The organism is Brevibacterium sp. Z349TD_9 (assembly GCF_056173565.1).
On record NZ_CM149680.1, the window covers coordinates 1,318,133 to 1,334,514 of the forward strand.

At 66.0% G+C, this 16,382-nt stretch carries 11 protein-coding genes; 5 read left to right on the plus strand and 6 right to left on the minus strand.

The genetic code is table 11. From position 1 onward, the window contains the following. Positions 1-5: 5 nt before the first annotated feature. Positions 6-1,856: an FAD-dependent oxidoreductase gene (locus AC0VYB_RS05925; RefSeq protein WP_009374758.1), complete on the minus strand. Its 1,851-nt coding sequence runs from the start codon at positions 1,854-1,856 to the stop codon at positions 6-8. Positions 1,857-2,046: 190 nt separating this feature from the next. On the opposite strand from AC0VYB_RS05925, the gene AC0VYB_RS05930 reads away from it, so the two are divergent. From AC0VYB_RS05930 to AC0VYB_RS05950, 5 genes are all read left to right on the plus strand, one after another. Next, complete coding sequence (locus AC0VYB_RS05930; RefSeq protein ID WP_009374762.1) at positions 2,047-2,736, plus strand: FadR/GntR family transcriptional regulator; 690 nt, start codon at positions 2,047-2,049, stop codon at positions 2,734-2,736. A 101-nt stretch (positions 2,737-2,837) separates the two neighbouring features. After that, positions 2,838-4,343: an acetyl-CoA hydrolase/transferase family protein gene (locus tag AC0VYB_RS05935; protein WP_475385075.1), complete on the plus strand. Its 1,506-nt coding sequence runs from the start codon at positions 2,838-2,840 to the stop codon at positions 4,341-4,343. A 199-nt stretch (positions 4,344-4,542) separates the two neighbouring features. Further along, positions 4,543-5,172, plus strand: a complete 630-nt coding sequence (locus AC0VYB_RS05940) for a YybH family protein (protein WP_144587944.1) — start codon at positions 4,543-4,545, stop codon at positions 5,170-5,172. Next, positions 5,169-6,518, plus strand: a complete 1,350-nt coding sequence (locus tag AC0VYB_RS05945; RefSeq protein WP_144587942.1) for a purine-cytosine permease family protein — start codon at positions 5,169-5,171, stop codon at positions 6,516-6,518. Before AC0VYB_RS05940 ends, AC0VYB_RS05945 begins: the two co-directional genes overlap by 4 nt. A gap of 737 nt (positions 6,519-7,255) precedes the next feature. Then, a complete protein-coding gene (locus AC0VYB_RS05950) occupies positions 7,256-10,123 on the plus strand; it encodes an HNH endonuclease signature motif containing protein (protein ID WP_475385076.1) in 2,868 nt (955 codons plus the stop codon). 288 nt (positions 10,124-10,411) lie between these two features. On the opposite strand, the gene AC0VYB_RS05955 is transcribed toward AC0VYB_RS05950, so the two are convergent. From AC0VYB_RS05955 to AC0VYB_RS05975, 5 genes are all read right to left on the minus strand, one after another. Then, a complete protein-coding gene (locus AC0VYB_RS05955) occupies positions 10,412-11,242 on the minus strand; it encodes an MBL fold metallo-hydrolase (RefSeq protein WP_063250586.1) in 831 nt (276 codons plus the stop codon). 37 nt (positions 11,243-11,279) lie between these two features. Further along, positions 11,280-12,020: an IclR family transcriptional regulator gene (locus AC0VYB_RS05960; protein WP_231882260.1), complete on the minus strand. Its 741-nt coding sequence runs from the start codon at positions 12,018-12,020 to the stop codon at positions 11,280-11,282. Between the two features lie 116 nt (positions 12,021-12,136). After that, positions 12,137-13,387, minus strand: a complete 1,251-nt coding sequence (locus AC0VYB_RS05965) for an aminopeptidase P family protein (RefSeq protein ID WP_063250588.1) — start codon at positions 13,385-13,387, stop codon at positions 12,137-12,139. A gap of 71 nt (positions 13,388-13,458) precedes the next feature. Next, the gene (locus AC0VYB_RS05970; protein ID WP_475385077.1) at positions 13,459-14,766 is read right to left on the minus strand and encodes an MFS transporter; all 1,308 of its coding nucleotides are present in this window, start codon (positions 14,764-14,766) and stop codon (positions 13,459-13,461) included. 313 nt (positions 14,767-15,079) lie between these two features. Beyond that, positions 15,080-16,372, minus strand: a complete 1,293-nt coding sequence (locus AC0VYB_RS05975) for an ABC transporter permease (RefSeq protein WP_475385078.1) — start codon at positions 16,370-16,372, stop codon at positions 15,080-15,082. Positions 16,373-16,382: the final 10 nt, after the last annotated feature.

Sequence of the window (16,382 nt, forward strand, 5' to 3'; positions counted from 1 at the left end):
CGCCCCTATCGTGTGGCTGCGGCCAGGGTCTCCGGATCCGCCGAGGCGGTCGGACGACTGCGCCCTGTCGCCGTCATCATCGCCGTCCGCAGGGCTGCCGCCGGATCCACCGGGCGGACTGCGCAGTTCCACGCGATGATCCGGTCGGGTCGGACGAGGAGGGCGCCGGAGTCCGTGAGGTCGCTGATCGCCGCCCACCGGTGGAGGACGTCGTTGCACTCACCGCCCATGCTCACCTGCGCGGTGCGCAGGGAGACTTCGAGCTCGCCGGCGACCGTCTCGGCAGCCTCTGCCCAGCCGGAGTCGTCGTGGCCGGTGATGAGCGTCCACCCGCCGGAGCCGACGAGATCGAGCGTCGAGAGCCGCTGCCGGTCGCGATCGACCCAGGCGTGGGGCAGCGGCGACCCGGGTCGGGTCGAGGGTACGTGGTCGAGGTCAGGGTCGGGAGCTGCGGCTGAGGAACGAGCCCCCGCCGAGGCGGTCGTTGGCTCGGAGTCGGACCGGCCCCGTTCATCGTCGTCGGCTTCGGCGGGCACGATGCCATCGGAGACGTAATACTGGCCGAGTTCGATGCCGAGGGCGTTGAACTGGTAGTTCTGCAGTTCGACGGCTTCGATGAGCTCGCGGCGCCGAGCCGGGTCGTCGAAAAGTCCGTTGAGGCTCGCCCACCCCTCCTCGGCGGTCTGACCCGGCGCGAAGCCGAGCGCCTGCGCGATCGGTCCCATGTCGACGACGCTCTTCATCGCCCGGTCGACGACGCGCCGCCCGACGGGCTGACGCTCCTGACTGTAGGTCTCGAGCAGTCCCATCTCGGCCTCCCCGCGCAGCTCCGCCGAGAGCTTCCACCCGAGGTTGTACGCGTCCTGGATCGAGGTGTTCGTTCCCAGGCCGTTGGCCGGCGGGTGCCGGTGGGCGGCGTCGCCGGCGAGGAAGGCCCGGCCCTTCCGGTACTCGTCGGCGACGACGTGGTTGATCTGCCACTTCGAGACCTGCTTGATGCTCACCTCGACGTCGGGGTCGCCGATCGTCGACTGGGCGAGCGCGACGAGCGCCTCGTCGCTCGTGTCAGGTTCGCCCTCGGCGGGGTCGTACATGCACAGGAGGACCCACTCGGTGAAGGGCCTGACGTTGATCCACGTCCCCGAGCCCACCCAGTAGTCGTTGCCCGGCTGCGCCATCCAGTAGAGGGTGCCGGGCCGGTAGTCGCAGTACTGCGTGAGGTCGGCGTCGAGCCAGATATTCAGCGCCGCGCCGAGCCCCGACTCCCCGGTGAAGGAGAAGTCGAACTCCTCGGCGACCGTCGAGCGACCGCCGTCGGCGCCGACGATGTACTGCGCGAGGATGAGCGACTCCTCCCCGGTGTCGCGGTTGCGCACGGTCGCCTCGACGCCCTCGGGCGTCTCGACCGCGGAGACGAGCTCCGTGGAGAACCGCAGGTCGGCCCCGAAACTGCGGGCCGCCTCGGCGATGACGGGTTCGAGGATGTGCTGAGGGATGTTGCACATCGCGCTGGGACTGGCGATCTCGTAGTCACCCGAGCGGGCGCTGCCGGTGCCCCACGTCTCGAGACGGGCGATCTCCTGCCCGGCGAAGCTCGTCGCCCAGACGTTGTTGCGCATGAACGCGTTCGGGGTGGCCACGGCGATGACGTCGTCCTCGATGCCGAGATCGCGGAAGACCTCCATCGTGCGCTGGTTGGTGATGTGCGCCCGGGGCGAGTGCGCGGTCGTCGGATAGCGGGTGATGGTGATCGCGTCGATGCCGTCGCGGGCGAGGATCGCCGCGAGCGTGAGTCCGGTCGGGCCGGCCCCGACGACGAGGACATCGGTGCGGGAGGGAGCGGGAGGAGGGGTCATTGCTCGTTCTCCTTCGGACGAGAATGCGGACGGGGCGACCGCCTCGGCGAGGGCGGGACACCGTCGCGCCGATTCGGTATAATTAATCATGATGAATTTGTGGCTTCAAGAGTGCCCGGTCAGGGACCGTGATGTCAAGCACGTCGGGTAACCTCGTGCCAGGCACTGTCGAGCAGAGGGGAGAAGGACGATGACGAGCGAGACCAGAGCCCTGACGACCTCGCCGGTGGACAGGGCCGTCGCGCTGGTCTCGGACCGCGCGAGTCGCCTCGAGCCGGGACAGCGACTGGGGACGAAGGGCGCCCTCCAGGTCGAGTGCGGCGTCTCGAAGGGGACATTCAACGAGGCCCTGCGCCTGCTCCAGCATCGGGGGATCATCACCCTGCGCCCCGGGCCCGGAGGCGGACTCTTCGCCGCCGAGCCGACGCCGATGGCCAGACTGGGCAACTCGCTGCTCGCCCTCGACGCCGACTCGACGACCGTCGAGGACGCGATGCGGGTGCGCGACTCGCTCGAACCCCTGCTCGCCTCAGATGCCGTCGACCACGGCTCGCTCAAGGACGTCCGGGATCTCTGGGAGCACATCGGGCAGATGCGCGCTGCCGTCGAGGCCGAGGACGCCAACCGGTTCCTCGAGGCGAACTGGGGACTGCACCGGCGCATCGCCGAGATCACTCCGAACCAGTTGCTGCGCTCGATCTACCTCAACCTCATGGCGATCATCGACGACCACACGCTCGACGTCCTGCCCGTCGCCGACACTCCGCTCGAGTCATTCATCGCCGAGCGCCTGCAGCTGCACATCGACATCGTCGAGGCCATCGAGGCCCGCGACCATGACCGAACCGCCGAGCTCATGCGGGTGCACGCGGGAGGCTGAGCGCCACCGCACCGGGCGCACCGGTCGCGACCGGGGCCGACCAGCGGTCCTGACCGGGGCTGACGGCGGACCGGAACACACCCCTCGATAGACTGGCTGGCATGTCGAGGATCTCCTGTCCGACCCTCTCCCCACGGGTCGTCACCGCCGCCGAGGCGGCCACGCACATCACCGACGGCGACCGCGTCGCCATGAGCGGCTTCACCGGCTCCGGCTACCCCAAGGCGGTCCCGGGCGCGCTCGCCGACCATGCGCGGGCCGAACACGACGCCGGTAGGGACTTCCGCATCGAACTGTGGACCGGGGCGTCGACGGCTCCGGAGCTCGACGGGGTCCTCGCCGAGGCGGGGGCCGTGAGCAAACGTCTGCCCTTCCAATCCGACCCGGCGATGCGGCGGTCGATCAACGACGGGAACACCGAGTACATCGACACCCACCTCAGCCATTCCGCGCAGCAGGCGTGGTTCGGCTTCTACGGCAACCTCGACGTCGCCGTCGTCGAGGTCGCGGCGATCCTGCCCGGTGGACTGCTCGTGCCCGGCAGCTCTGTGGGCAACTCGAAGACGTGGCTCGACCTCGCCGACAAGGTCATCCTCGAGGTCAACTCGTGGCACCCCCGCGCGTATGAGGGGTTCCACGACGTCTACTACGGCACGAGGCGACCGCCCGAGCGCCTGCCGATCCAGCTGCTCGAGCCCATGCAGCGCATCGGCGATCCGTATCTGCGGGTCGACCCGGCCAAGGTCGTCGCCGTCGTCGAGACGCACAGCCCGGACCGGAACCTCCCGTTCAAGCCCGTCGACGAGGACTCGAAGGCGATCGCCGCCCACCTCGTCGACTTCCTCCGCCATGAGATCCGCGCCGACCGTCTGCCGCCCTCCCTGCTGCCGCTGCAGTCGGGGGTCGGCAATGTCGCCAACGCCGTCATGGCCGATCTCGCCGACAGCGAGTTCGAGGGGATGCGCGCCTACACCGAAGTGATCCAGGACGGGATGCTCGATCTCATCGACTCCGGCAAGCTCACCTCGGTCTCGGCGACGGCGTTCTCGCTCTCGGCCGAGCGGGCGGCGGACTTCAACGCGAACATCGAGGCGTACAAGGGACGGATCCTCCTGCGCACCCAGGAGATGTCGAACCATCCCGAAGCCGTCCGCCGCCTCGGCGTGGTGGCGATCAACGGGATGGTCGAGGCCGACATCTACGGCAACGTCAACTCGACCCACGTCATGGGGTCGTCGATCATCAACGGCATCGGCGGGTCCGGGGACTTCGCCCGGAACTCCTACCTCAACTTCTTCGTCTCGAACTCGCTGGCCAAGGGCGGGGCGATCTCCTCGATCGTGCCGTTCGCCAGCCACATCGACCACACCGAGCACGACACGCAGATCCTCGTCACCGAGCAGGGACTCGCGGACCTGCGCGGCATCTCCCCGGTGGCCAGGGCGAGGCGAATCATCGCGAACTGCGCCCACCCGGACTACCGCGACCGGCTCGAGGACTACCTCGAGCGGGCGATCGCAGCGAACCCGCACGGGAGGCACACGCCGCACCTCCTCGGCGAGGCCCTGTCGTGGCACGAGAGGTTCCAGGCGACCGGGCACATGTGAGTGCGCCTGGACGGGGATGCCGGGCGAGCGGGGTCGCCGTGTTTGGCATCGCCTCGGCGGGAGTCGCTTCGAAGGGGGACCGGGAACCCTCCACTCTGTAATACTGCGCCGCAAACCTGTCCACCATGGATAGTGCGGATGGGACGAGCGTCACTAGAGTGTCTGAGCAGGCCGGACCGAAGAAGGGTGCCTGAAGACCATGACAGAGAAGTCGAACCAGCCGGACTCCGCTTCCCGCGGAGCTGCTTCCGATCCCGCGACCCCGGCGAGCACCACCCCCTCGGTGAGTGCCACAATCTCGGCGGGCACCACCGCCGACCTCACAGATGAGGCCCTCACCCCGACGGTCGACGCCGTCACGCAGGCGGCCGTCGCAATCGTCGAGGCTTTCGCAGCGACCGACACCGATGCGTACTTCGCCGGTTTCGCCGAGGACGCCTCCTTCATCTTCCACCCCGAGGACCACCGCCTGAACTCCCGAGCCGAGTACGAAGAGACGTGGCAAGGCTGGCTCGCCGACGGTTGGTCGGTCGTCTCGTGCGCCTCGTCCGACCCGCTCGTCCAGACGTTCCCCGGCGGTGCGGTCTTCTCCCACACCGTCGATACGACAGTCGAGACCGGGAGCGGCCGGGAGTCGTATCGGGAACGGGAGAGCATCGTCTTCCGCCACCTCGGCGAGGGTCATCTCATCGCGATCCACGAGCACCTGTCCACGGTCCCGGGCGACGACGGATCGGCCTCCGCTGACTCGGTCACCTCCGACGGCCAGGGCAGGGCAGCCTCGGCGAGGTCGGGCGACGCACCCGGCACCGAGGCGGTCGGTCGATGAACTGGTACCGCAGACTCGAGGAGAAGGTCGGATCCGACACCGACAGTTCGCAGGTGGTGCGGGGGCGGCTGAGCACGGGTCGGATGTTCATGATCTGGCTGGCGGCGAACCTCGTGGTCACGACGATGCTCACGGGCACGCTCTTCGTCCCCGGCATCGACTACGGGACCGCGATCGTCGTCATCGTCGCGGGGACGGTGACGGGGACTGTCGTGCTCGTCCTCGTCGGCAACATCGGCACGCGTACGGGACTGGCGACGATGGCGATCACCAGGGGAGCGTTCGGCCCTACTGGCAGCTACCTGCCGGTCGCGGCGAACGTCGTCATCCTCATGGGATGGAGCTGGGTGCAGGCGATGCTTGCCGGCATCAGCGTCAACTACGTCGTCGAGCAGACGACGGGATTCTCGAACCCCATCCTCTTCTCCGTCCTCTGTCAGGCGCTCGTCGTCGGGCTCGCGATCCTCGGTCACGAGGGGATCGAGAAGGCCGAGCCGTGGTTCGCCCTCCTCATCCTCCTCGTCATGGCCTACGTCTTCGCCACGGCCTTCATCGGCCACGCGCCCAGTGAATACGTCTCCATCCCCGCAGATGAGAGCCTCGGATTCACCCCCGTGCTCGCACTCGACATCGTCATCGCCACGGCGATCTCGTGGACGGTGCTCTCCGGCGACCTCAACCGGCTCGCCGGCAGTCAGAGGGCCGGGATCGTCGGTTCCGGCCTCGGCTACATCACCTCGACCGTGCTCGCGATGCTGCTCGGGCTCACGGCGTTCAGCTTCATCATCCTCGATGGAGGCACCGCCGAGCCCTTCGACCCCACCGCACTCGCCGACCGCTTCGGCTGGCCGCTCGCGATCGTCATCTTCCTCTCTGTGATGGCGACGAACACGATGGTCGTCTACGGCATGGTCAACTCCGTGCTCGGCGCGAAGAGCGGGTCGCGGTTGCGCTTCCTGCCCGTCGCCCTCGTCCTCGGACTGATCTCGATCGTCGGATCGACGTGGCTCGCGCTGCTCGACCAGTACACCGACTTCCTCACGATGATCGGCGCGTTCTTCGTCCCCGTGTTCGCGATCCTCATCGCCGACCACTACATCATCAAGCGCGGCGTCTACACGAGCGACATCCTCCGCGACGATGGCGGGATCTACTCCTACGTCCGCGGAATCAACTGGGCAGCCGTCATCGTGTGGATCATCGGAGCGCTCGCCTCCTACCTTCTCACCTATGTGTGGCCGAGTCCGCTGGGAGCGACGATCCCGTCCTTCGTCATCTCGTTCCTCCTCTATCTCGGGCTGTCGTGGTCGACGCGTTCCCGTTTCGCCGAGGCGGCCGACCGCTGACATTCGGCGTGTGCCCGTCCGCGGGGTGGGGTTCCTTGGGCGGGTGGACGTGCGGCGGTGGAGTTCCGCTGGTGGGTGATGCGCCGAGGTAGGGGTTCGTGGGCGGACAATGTGTGGAGGTGGGGGTTCGTCGGCCGGCGATGGCCGAGGTGGGGGTTCGTCGGCCGGCGATGGCCGAGGTGGGGTTCCGTGGGTCGGCGATGGCCGTTGCTGCCGCTGGAGCATCAGTCGGGTGGAGGCGGATCCCGGTAGCCCTGTACTCGGCCGCCCTCGACCCCGGGAGCTTTCGACCCCGGGAGTGAGGCGGTGCTGCAGCGGGGTAGGGAGGCGGCGCTGGAGCGGTGCCCCGGCAGCCCTGAGCTTCGGTGACCGTGGTTCCCGGCAGTGGGGCGCTGTTCGGTGATGTGGCCCAGAACCCCAGCAGTGGGACAGTGCTGGGGCGGTGCAGTGACGCAGTGCTGGGGCGGTGCGTCCAGGCAGCCGTGAACTTCAGTGACCCGGCAGTGCCGGATCACGGCGGTGCGTGCTGAAACTGCGATGCTCGATCTTATGTCAGTGCCGACTGCAACAATGGGTGACATGGAACAACAGTAGGGATCCGATGGAGTGAAAATACTTGAGAGTATTTCGTAATCAGGTATTCACATTCTCTGTTCGAATCAGGTATCATTGACGTACTAGATAGTTCGAAGCGACCAGCACTTCTCGACAATGGCGTCCGAGGCAGGTGAACCACCGTGAAAGGCATCCCGACAGGAAACGGGCAGTCTGCGAACAGCGCAGCGGCCTCACCTCGTGATGCCCGTGTCGGCAGCGGACCTGCCGCTGGTGACGAGGGCGCGGAGCACGGCTCGCACACCCGTTCTCAGACGACCGTCCGCCTCGATTCGAGCTCGAGTGCGCTCGCTGTGATCTCAGCGGAATCGGACCAGGTGCAGCTCAAGGTCCTCGAAGCGACCGCCGGTCTGACCCTTGAACGAGCTGTCCGTGCGTGGGGCAACGCCGTTCCCGACGGTGACTCGCCGTTCCGGATCGCGACCATCGCCGCCTCTGTCGCGTGCAGTCTCGAGCGTGACGGCCGCGGCGAGAGTGACAATGAGGATAGCGGTCAGGAAGACGGCAGCGTCGACGAGGGCATTGTCGGACCTGCAGTTATCGATCAGGGTGCTGACGGCGACTGTATCGACGGCGTGGGCAACTGTACCTCCCCACGCGATTCCCAGTGCGAGCCTGCGACAGGTGACCTTCTCAATTCGACTGTCGACACTGTGTCGACGTCCACCTTGTCGTCGAACCGCTTTGCCTCATCGTCGGACGGCGCCACCTCCTCGTCGGACAGTGCTAGAGCGTCCTCGGACCGCTCCACTATGTCGTCGGGCCGTCCCCCTGTGCCTGCCCCGCCTGATTCTCGCCGTGACCCTTTCGGCCCCTGCGCGGACCCCGAATGTCTGGTGTGTGCAGGTAAGGCCTCCCCGCCTGCGGCATCCACCGAGCTTGTCATCATCCGTCAGTCGCCGACCGAGTTGCTCTCATTCGATGCCGACTTCAGCGCACAGTGGTCGCTGCTCGCATCGATGCAGACGGAGACGATCGCGAGCGCAGCCTGTGAGATGCAGGATGGTCGAGAATCGGATAGTCCTGGAGCATCGGCGGGCACTGACGCGGACGCCGAATGCGAGAGTGACGGTGAAGCCGAGACCGACAGTGATCGCCTCGACTTCCCGGACTTCGGCCTCGACACGGACATGTCGGTCTGGATCAGCGACAACGTGCCCGCCGAGGATGTCGCTGAGACCGCCTCGATCCTCGGCCTCTCGATCTCCAAGGCCTACCGTCACTTGGGCATCGCGATGACGATCATCCACGGACTGCCGCGTTTCGCTGACCGCGTCCGGGCAGGCGAGTTCACCATGGCTCATGTCCAGGCGGCTGCCGACCTCTGCCGAACCGTAGCCTTCAGGTATCTTCCCCGGATCGACGAACATCTCGCCGAACGACGCGCAGACGTGACCTGCGACCGGCTGCGCACGGCGCTGCGCAAATTCATCACAGTGCTCCAGCCGGCCGAGGACCGGTCGAAGACGGCCGCCGAACGCCGCCGCGTCGACTTCCAGACTTACAAGAACGGATCGGCGTGCCTGTCACTCATCGGTCCCACGGATGAGCTCTACGCCTGCTACCGACGAGTCGAAGCAATGGCGCGGGCAGTGCGAGCACGTCGTGGGGCTGCATTCGACCTGCCACCTGGTGTGGAGATCGCCGATGAGCGTTCGATCCAGGCTCTCGAGTACGACATCCTGTCCCGGCCTCAGCCCAGACTCTGCATCCGAGTGCGATCGATCGATCCGGTCACCGGGGTGCAAACCGAACGCGAAGAGCCGCTCCTCGACGACGAGGGAAATCTGCTCTTCGACATCGACTCCGACGGAGCCATCGTCATGCACGACGGGCAGGTGGCCGCCACCGGCGCCGGAGGCGATGGGAGCCTCCGCGCCGCCGCATCTGGCGTCGCTGGGGATGCGGTCGGAACTGACGACTCACGGCGGGGGAGCGCATTCTCAGCCTCCCCGCTCAACGGTTCGCGGATCATCGACAGCAGGGTCGTCATCGCGATGCCCACGCATCACTGGTGGCTCTACTGGCAGGCCGGCGTGGTCGTCACCGTTCCGTTCCTCACCGTCTGCGGTGAGTCGGATCTTCCGGGCGTTCTCCCCGAAGGATCGCCGATTCCGGCTGAGACCGCTCGTCGCATCGCCGGCTACAGCTCGACGATGACGAGGATCCTCACCGATCCAGCCACCGGCACTCCACTTGATGCGAAAGCGACGACGTACCGGATTCCGAACAACGTCCGCAGGACACTCATCTCCAAATGGGCAGTCTGCTCCGTTCCCGGGTGCACTCGCAAAGCGGTCACCTCGGAGATCGATCACATCATTCCGTTCTTCCACCTCGATCCGCTCAAAGGCGGGCTGACGAGGTTCGGCAACCTCCACCCACTGTGCAAACGCCACCACGCCATCAAGACGGCCGACCGGTTCCGCGTGCGCATGCTCGACACGGGAACCGTCGAGTACGAGTTCCGACACGGAGTCACAACCCGATCCCGGGCACCAGACCAGCCGATCGATGTCGCCCACGCATTGGAGTTCAGTGAACTGTGCGGCCTCAGCCCCGGCGAAATTCCGATCCCCGAACATCTGATTCCACCATTCAAGGACACAGTCGAAGTACCGCCTGATGAAGACGCCGTGCGTGAGCGCGATGACGCGATCCGGCGTGCTGAAGAGGCAGCGGAGCGTGACCGACTCCTTGCGGAGAACATCGCGCGATCGAACGAAGCTCGACGGCGGAAGAGACTGTCGGACTGCCTCGACTGGCCCAACGTCACTCACCAGGCGTGCCTGCCGCCCGGATCGGATCCGGTGACGATGAAGAGACTGATGCCTGGGAAACGGGAATCGGCATACTCCATCTGGCGGCGGAGGGACGAGGCCGGAGACGAGTGGACGGAGCCGCTCGACCCGTTCTGGGAAAGCTCGCGAGCATGGACGGCGACCTGCGTGCAATGGGACCACGACGAAGACGACCCACCCCCGTTCTGATACAACTCGGGGGACCGGGCTGGGCGACCGGCCTCGGCCGCATCACAGCCCATCGATACTCAATTCAGGCCATCAAACCTCGGCTCTGGCCATCAGACCTCGCCTTTGGCTGTCGGGTCTCGACTATCGCTGTCGATGTTCGCCTCAGATCACCGAGACTCACGTCACCCACGGCAGGGCAGCGCCACTCACGGCAAAACAGTGCCGCTCATGGCAGGACAGTGCCGCTCATGGCAGGACAGTGCCGCTCATGGCAGGACAGTGCCGCTCATGGCAGGACTCCGAGACTCACGTCAGATGATCGAACTCCCCGGAGGCCCACCTGGCGTACCGGTCCGCCGAGGACTGCACCGCATCGTACGCGCCGTTCGGGATGGTCTGCCCGAAGTTGCCGTACATCCTGTCGAAGTCGAGATCGGCCACCGAGGCGGCAATCCTCCTGACGACCGCGCCGGAGAGCGGAAGGTAGTTGGGGAAGCTGCGCATGAATGTCACCCACCCTGACCGCGCAACCGGGCCGATCGAATCGCCGCTGAGCATCACTCCATGACCGTCGCGACCAGTCCACAGCGCGACCGCGCTGCCGGGAAAATGTCCGCCGACTCTGCGCAGCAGGACTTCCGGGAGGGGAGCGGCATCGGCCTCGAAGTAGGTCATCGCCGGTCCGTGCCGTTGTACCCACAAGGAATCTGCCTCGCAGACATAGACCGGAGCATCGTCGAACGCCGCGCTCCACGCGAGCTGCATGCCGAACATGTGCGGATGACTCGGTGCGATCGCGGCGATCCCGCCGAGTTCGCGAATCGCGGCGACGGCGTCGACGTCGATGTAGGGCGGAACGTCGAAGAGCAAATTGCCCTGGTCGGTCGCAGCCAGATAGCACGTCTGGCCGATGCCCAAACGGGGCTCGACCCGCAGAGCATGAAGCCCCGGTTCGCGCTCCTCCATGACAACCCTGTGGCCCTCGTCTGCCAGTTGCGCTCTGCTCACCCACTCCTGCCCCGATGAGGGGACCCACTGCCGCTCATCGTCGCAGATCGGGCACACCGGCGGGGGAGTGGGGCCGGTCTCCACGCCGCAGTTGCGGCAGATCACGACGTCGTCTGAGTGGTCCTGCATCGCTTCGACTCCTCATCTCTCACATCGAGGGCATCGCTCATATCGAGGAAGAAGTCGACGACTGCGCGCCGCCGAGCCGCGCAGTGATCTCTCGCGCCGCGCGTGTGCACGCTTCGCCCATTCGCGCGATGGCCGTCTCGTCCGTGCGGTACTTCGGTGCGGCGATGAGCACAGCGGCCACGACCGCCCCCCGATGATCTCGAACCGGAGCGGCAATGCCGACTTCGTCAGGGCTGGTCTCCGCGTTGTTCACGGTGTATCCGCGCTCCCGGTTGGCGCGGAGTCTCATCGCGTATGTGTCCAGATCGGAGTCCTGGTCGATTCCGCCGAGTCTCTTCGCGTCGACGAGCACTCCCATCGCCTCTGAAGTCGCTTCGGCGAGAAAGACCTGCACTGAAGCACTGTACGCGGTCTGGTATCTGGAGCCGAGGCTGGAGGTGTGCTTGACCTGCTGGGGGCTGGGGATCTGCTCGACGGTGACAGCCTCGACCCCGTTCCACACCATGAGCGCTGTGGTTTCCTTCGTGCTCTCGGTCAGCTCGACGAGGACCGGATATGCCGCGCGCCTGACGTCGAGATCCGCCAGCAACGGACCTGCCACACTGATGATGCCGAGCCCGAGCCTGTAGCGCCGTGAAGCTCGCTGCTCGACGATCCCCTCGTGTTCCAACGCCGTGAGCACTCGCGAGACTGTGCTCTTGTGCAACCCGACCTGGGCGGCGATCTCGGTCACCCCGAGCTCCTGACGGTCCGGTGCGAAGCAGCGCAGAATCGCCATGGTGTTCTCGATGACGGTGTTCCCGCGTTGCCCTGGTCCGTTGCTAGGCTCAGTTGCTTGTCGAGGCATATGGCCATCCTAGTTCGACGATCAGGATGGCCATATGACCTCGACGATCACGCGGGAATGATGTTGTGTTCCGGACCGAACGGGAATCCCGTGATGTCCTCGGCTCCGGACTGCCCGACCACGCAGATGTCGTGTTCCCGATAGCCTCCGGCACCGGGTAGCCCATCGGCGACGGTGATCATCGGTTCCATCGAGACCACCATGCCGAGCTCGAGGACTGTCGGCACGTCCTCGCGAAGCTCGAGCCCGGCCTCTCGTCCGTAGTAATGACTGAGCACCCCGAACGAGTGCCCGTATCCGAACGTCCGATTGGCGAGCAGACCGTGCTCCCGATAGATCTCATTGAGTTCGGCGGCGATGTCCATGCAGCGAGCTCCAGGTCGAATGAGTTCGAGGCCCCGCCGATGGACATCGACGTTGATCTTCCACAGTTCGAGGGAGCGTTCGTCGGGCTCGCCGTAGAAGAGGGTGCGTTCGAGTGCTGTGTAGTACCCGGACGGGACCGCAAAGCAGTTCAGGCTGAGGATGTCGCCCTTGCGGATCCTGCGGGTGGTCGGCCAATTGTGTGCGCCGTCGGTGTTGATCCCCGACTGGAACCACACCCACGAATCGCGGACCTCCCGATCGGGGAAGGTGCGCGCGATCTCGCGGACCATCGCTTCGGTGCCGATGAGGGCGAGCTCGTACTCCGACATCCCCTCTGTGACAGCCGCTCTGATGGCTTCGCCGCCCAGGTCCGCGATGCGCGCTCCCTGGCGGATGACTTCGATCTCCTCGGGAGATTTGATCATGCGCTGCCGCATGGCCTCCTGGGAGATGTCGACGAGTTCGGCACCGTCGAGCTCAGCCGCGATGGCCGTCCGACCGTGTACTGTGAGCGCATCGTCCTCGACTCCGACGCGCGTCGGCCGGATGCGTCGTTCGCGCAGGACCTCGTGGATGGCATGGACGAAGTTGTCCCGCTGCCAATCGGTGTAGACGATGTTGTCGCCGAAGCTCGTCCGCCAGGGCATGCCGGCGTCGATGTTCGCAGTGACGGTGACGGTGTCGTTCGCGGTCACCACGAGAGCGTAGCTGCGGCCGAAGCTGGTGAAGAGGAAGTCGGAGTAGTACTTGATGCCGTGATACGACGTCAGCACCACTGCATCGAGCTCCATGTTCTCCATGATCGACCGGAGTCCGGTGAGCCGGCGTGCGAACTCGTCGTGTGTGAACGTGAGGCCGGTCTTGACTCCGTTCTCGAGCGACTTGAGCCGCTGCAGGTCGACCGATGGTGCGGTGGGTTGGGCCGTCGTCATGTTCTCTCCTTCTGGTTGGTCGGCTGTCGGCCGATGGGGGTCAGATGCTGCAGGTCAGCCTGAACTGGCGGTCAGATCTCCTTCAGCGGCTTGCGGAAGGTCTCCTTCGCGAAGAGCACAGCGATGAAGCAGACTGCGGCTGCGGCCATGAGATACCAGCCGGGGGCCAGCTTCGACTGAGTCACTCCGATGAGCAGAGTCGCCATGAATGGAGCCGTGCCGCCGAAGAGCGCGTTGGACATGTTGAAGCTCACCGCGAATCCGCTGTAGCGAATCCTCGTAGGGAACATCTCGGCCAGGAAGCTGGGCAGGGTTCCGTCGTTGAGAGTGAGCATCGCACCGAGACCGATCTCGACGAGGATGACGACGGCGAAGCTTCCGGAGTCGAGCAGCATAAACGCGGGGACGGTGAAGACGACGAATGCGATTGCAGCCGTGAAGAGCAGCCGCTTCCTTCCCCATCTGTCGGACGCGATGCCGGTGAGGAGGATGAACCCGATATAGGTGATGAGGGCGATGGTCGTTGCGAGGAAGGCCTCTGTCGCTCCGTAACCGAGCTCGGTCGTCAGATAGGTGGGCATGTAGCTGAGGACAACGTAGAAGCCGACGGCGTTGAGCAGCACTGCGCACATGGCGATGATGAGCGGCTTCCAATGGTCTCGGAACATCGAGAACACCGGCGCCCTGATGACATCGTCCTCGTCCGCGAGTTCGCGGAATGCCGGTGTGTCTTCGAGTTTCGTGCGGATGTATCGACCGATGAGGCCCATCGGTGCGGCAAGGAAGAACGGCAGTCGCCATCCCCATGATTCCATCTGGACATCGGTCAGGGCTGTCGACAGGATCGCCGCCATGACCGACCCGAGCAGGAGACCGCACGCTGTGCTCGCAGGGACGACTGCGGCGTAGAGCCCCCGCTTGCCAGCCGGCGCGTATTCGACCAGGAAGGCCGAGGCGCCGGCGTATTCGCCGGCTGCGGAGAATCCCTGTACCAGTCTCACCGCCAGGAGAAGCAGCGGGGCGGCGAACCCGATCGCCTGATAGCTCGGCAGAAGCCCGATGGCGAATGTCGACAGAGACATGATGAGGATCGAAAGCGACAGAGATGTCCGTCGACCGAGCCTGTCGCCGATGTGCCCCCAGATGAACCCGCCGATCGGCCTGACGACGAAGGAGACGGCGAACACCGCGAACGTCGACAGGAGGGCGAGATTCCCTTCGGATTTGGGGAAGAACACGAGAGCGATCGTGGCGGCGAGGTATCCGTACACCGCATAGTCGAACCATTCGACGAAGTTGCCGATGAAGCTGGCAGTGACGACCCTGCGGAGAACGTTGCGCTCCGCGGTAGTCGAGGTCTGAGCTGGTGTCTGCGTCACAGCGTCACCGTCCAGCAGTCTGAGCTGAGAGTGGACTTCGTTGTCTCATCCATCGTTCCGACCAATCAATCGGGAGTTGCAAAGAATGCAACGGGGTTGCATTCAATGTACCGATGGCGGTGCGCGAGGTCAATGCTCAGTTGTGATGATCTTCTGATGTGTCCCCCGTCGGTTCGCGAGGAGGTGCGGCGGGCCACGCGGCCGCCCGGACCTCATCACCCCGCAGGCCCCGGATCGCTCGTGGAGCGACCCGGGGCCTGCGGGGTAACCGAACCTGCGGGGAAGCGGTGACCGTGGTGAACCGGCTAACAGCTCAGTGCCTGCCCGAGGCGGCCTTCCGCTTCTTCGCATGGGCGATGAGGTGGCCGATGAGGATGAGCGCGATGCCGAGGACGAACCACCCGACGAGCACCCACCATGCCGTCGCCATCGGTGCATCGGGGAAGTAGGAGAGATCGCGCAGCAGCGTGCCGGCCGCCCCGGGCACGAAGAACTGTCCGATCTCGCCCCACGACCCGGCGAGGAACTCCTTGGGCTGGTTGAGTGAGGAGATCGGGTTGCCGATGAACATCGTCAGCACCGCACCGACGGCGATGCCGCCAGTGCCGATGAGTGAGACGAACCCGTTGATGATCGCCGACGTCGAAGCGACAGCGAGCCCCGAGGCCAGCGCATTGAGCCAGAAGTCGCCCTGGAGGATGCCGAACCACGTCTGCAGGATGAGTGCGAGTGCGAGCCCGCCGATGATGCCGTAGGCAACGACGGCGACCGCGCGCATCCGCCGAGACCGCACGAGCATGCTCGTGAGCACACCGCCGACGATCCCGCCGATCGTCAACGGCAGCCCGGCGATGGCCAGGCCGGCGCCGGTCGAGTCGTTCTCCGACAGCGGCACGACGTCCGTGACCGTCACCTGGGGGACCTCCATCGCCGAGGCGTCCGGAAGCTCTCCCGATCCGCCGGGACTTCCCGGGCCGCCGGGGTTGCCCGGACTGTTGGCGGCTGCCGCGGCCCCGGGGTTCTCGGCCGCCCGTGCGGCCGCCTCGAGCGCGTCCTGCATCTGCTCCATGCCGTCCTGCATCCCCGCGATCGCCTGTGCGTCGATCGCCTCCTGCATCTGTGCGCCGATTCCGCGCAGCTGCTGTGCGACGGCCGGCGAGGCCGCCGAGGACACGAGGATCTCGGGATCGGAGCCCGTGAGGACGAACGCGCCGTAGACCTCACGCTCACGGATGAGCTGCTCCGCTTCGGCGCGCGAGCCGACCTCCCGCAGATCGAGCATCCCTTCGGGGGCATTGTCCGTGATCTCGCTGACCTGCTCGTCATCGCCGACAGCGGCCATCGGCAGATCGCGGGGATCCGCCGTGACCGTCGGCCAGCTGAAGGCGAGGAGGATGACGCTGACGATCGCCGCAGCGAACACCGCCGCAAGCAGGGCCCGTCCGATGCTGTGCCTCGGGAGCGAGTCATCCGTCGGGTCCGCAGCGGGGAGACCGCCGTCGGGCGGTGTGGATCCCGCCGCCGAGGCGGTCGTCGGGTCGCCGTTCGTCCCCTTCGCGGGTGATTGCCGGGGATCGGCCGTGGTGCCGAGAAGTCGCGTAGCCATCGTCGTCCAA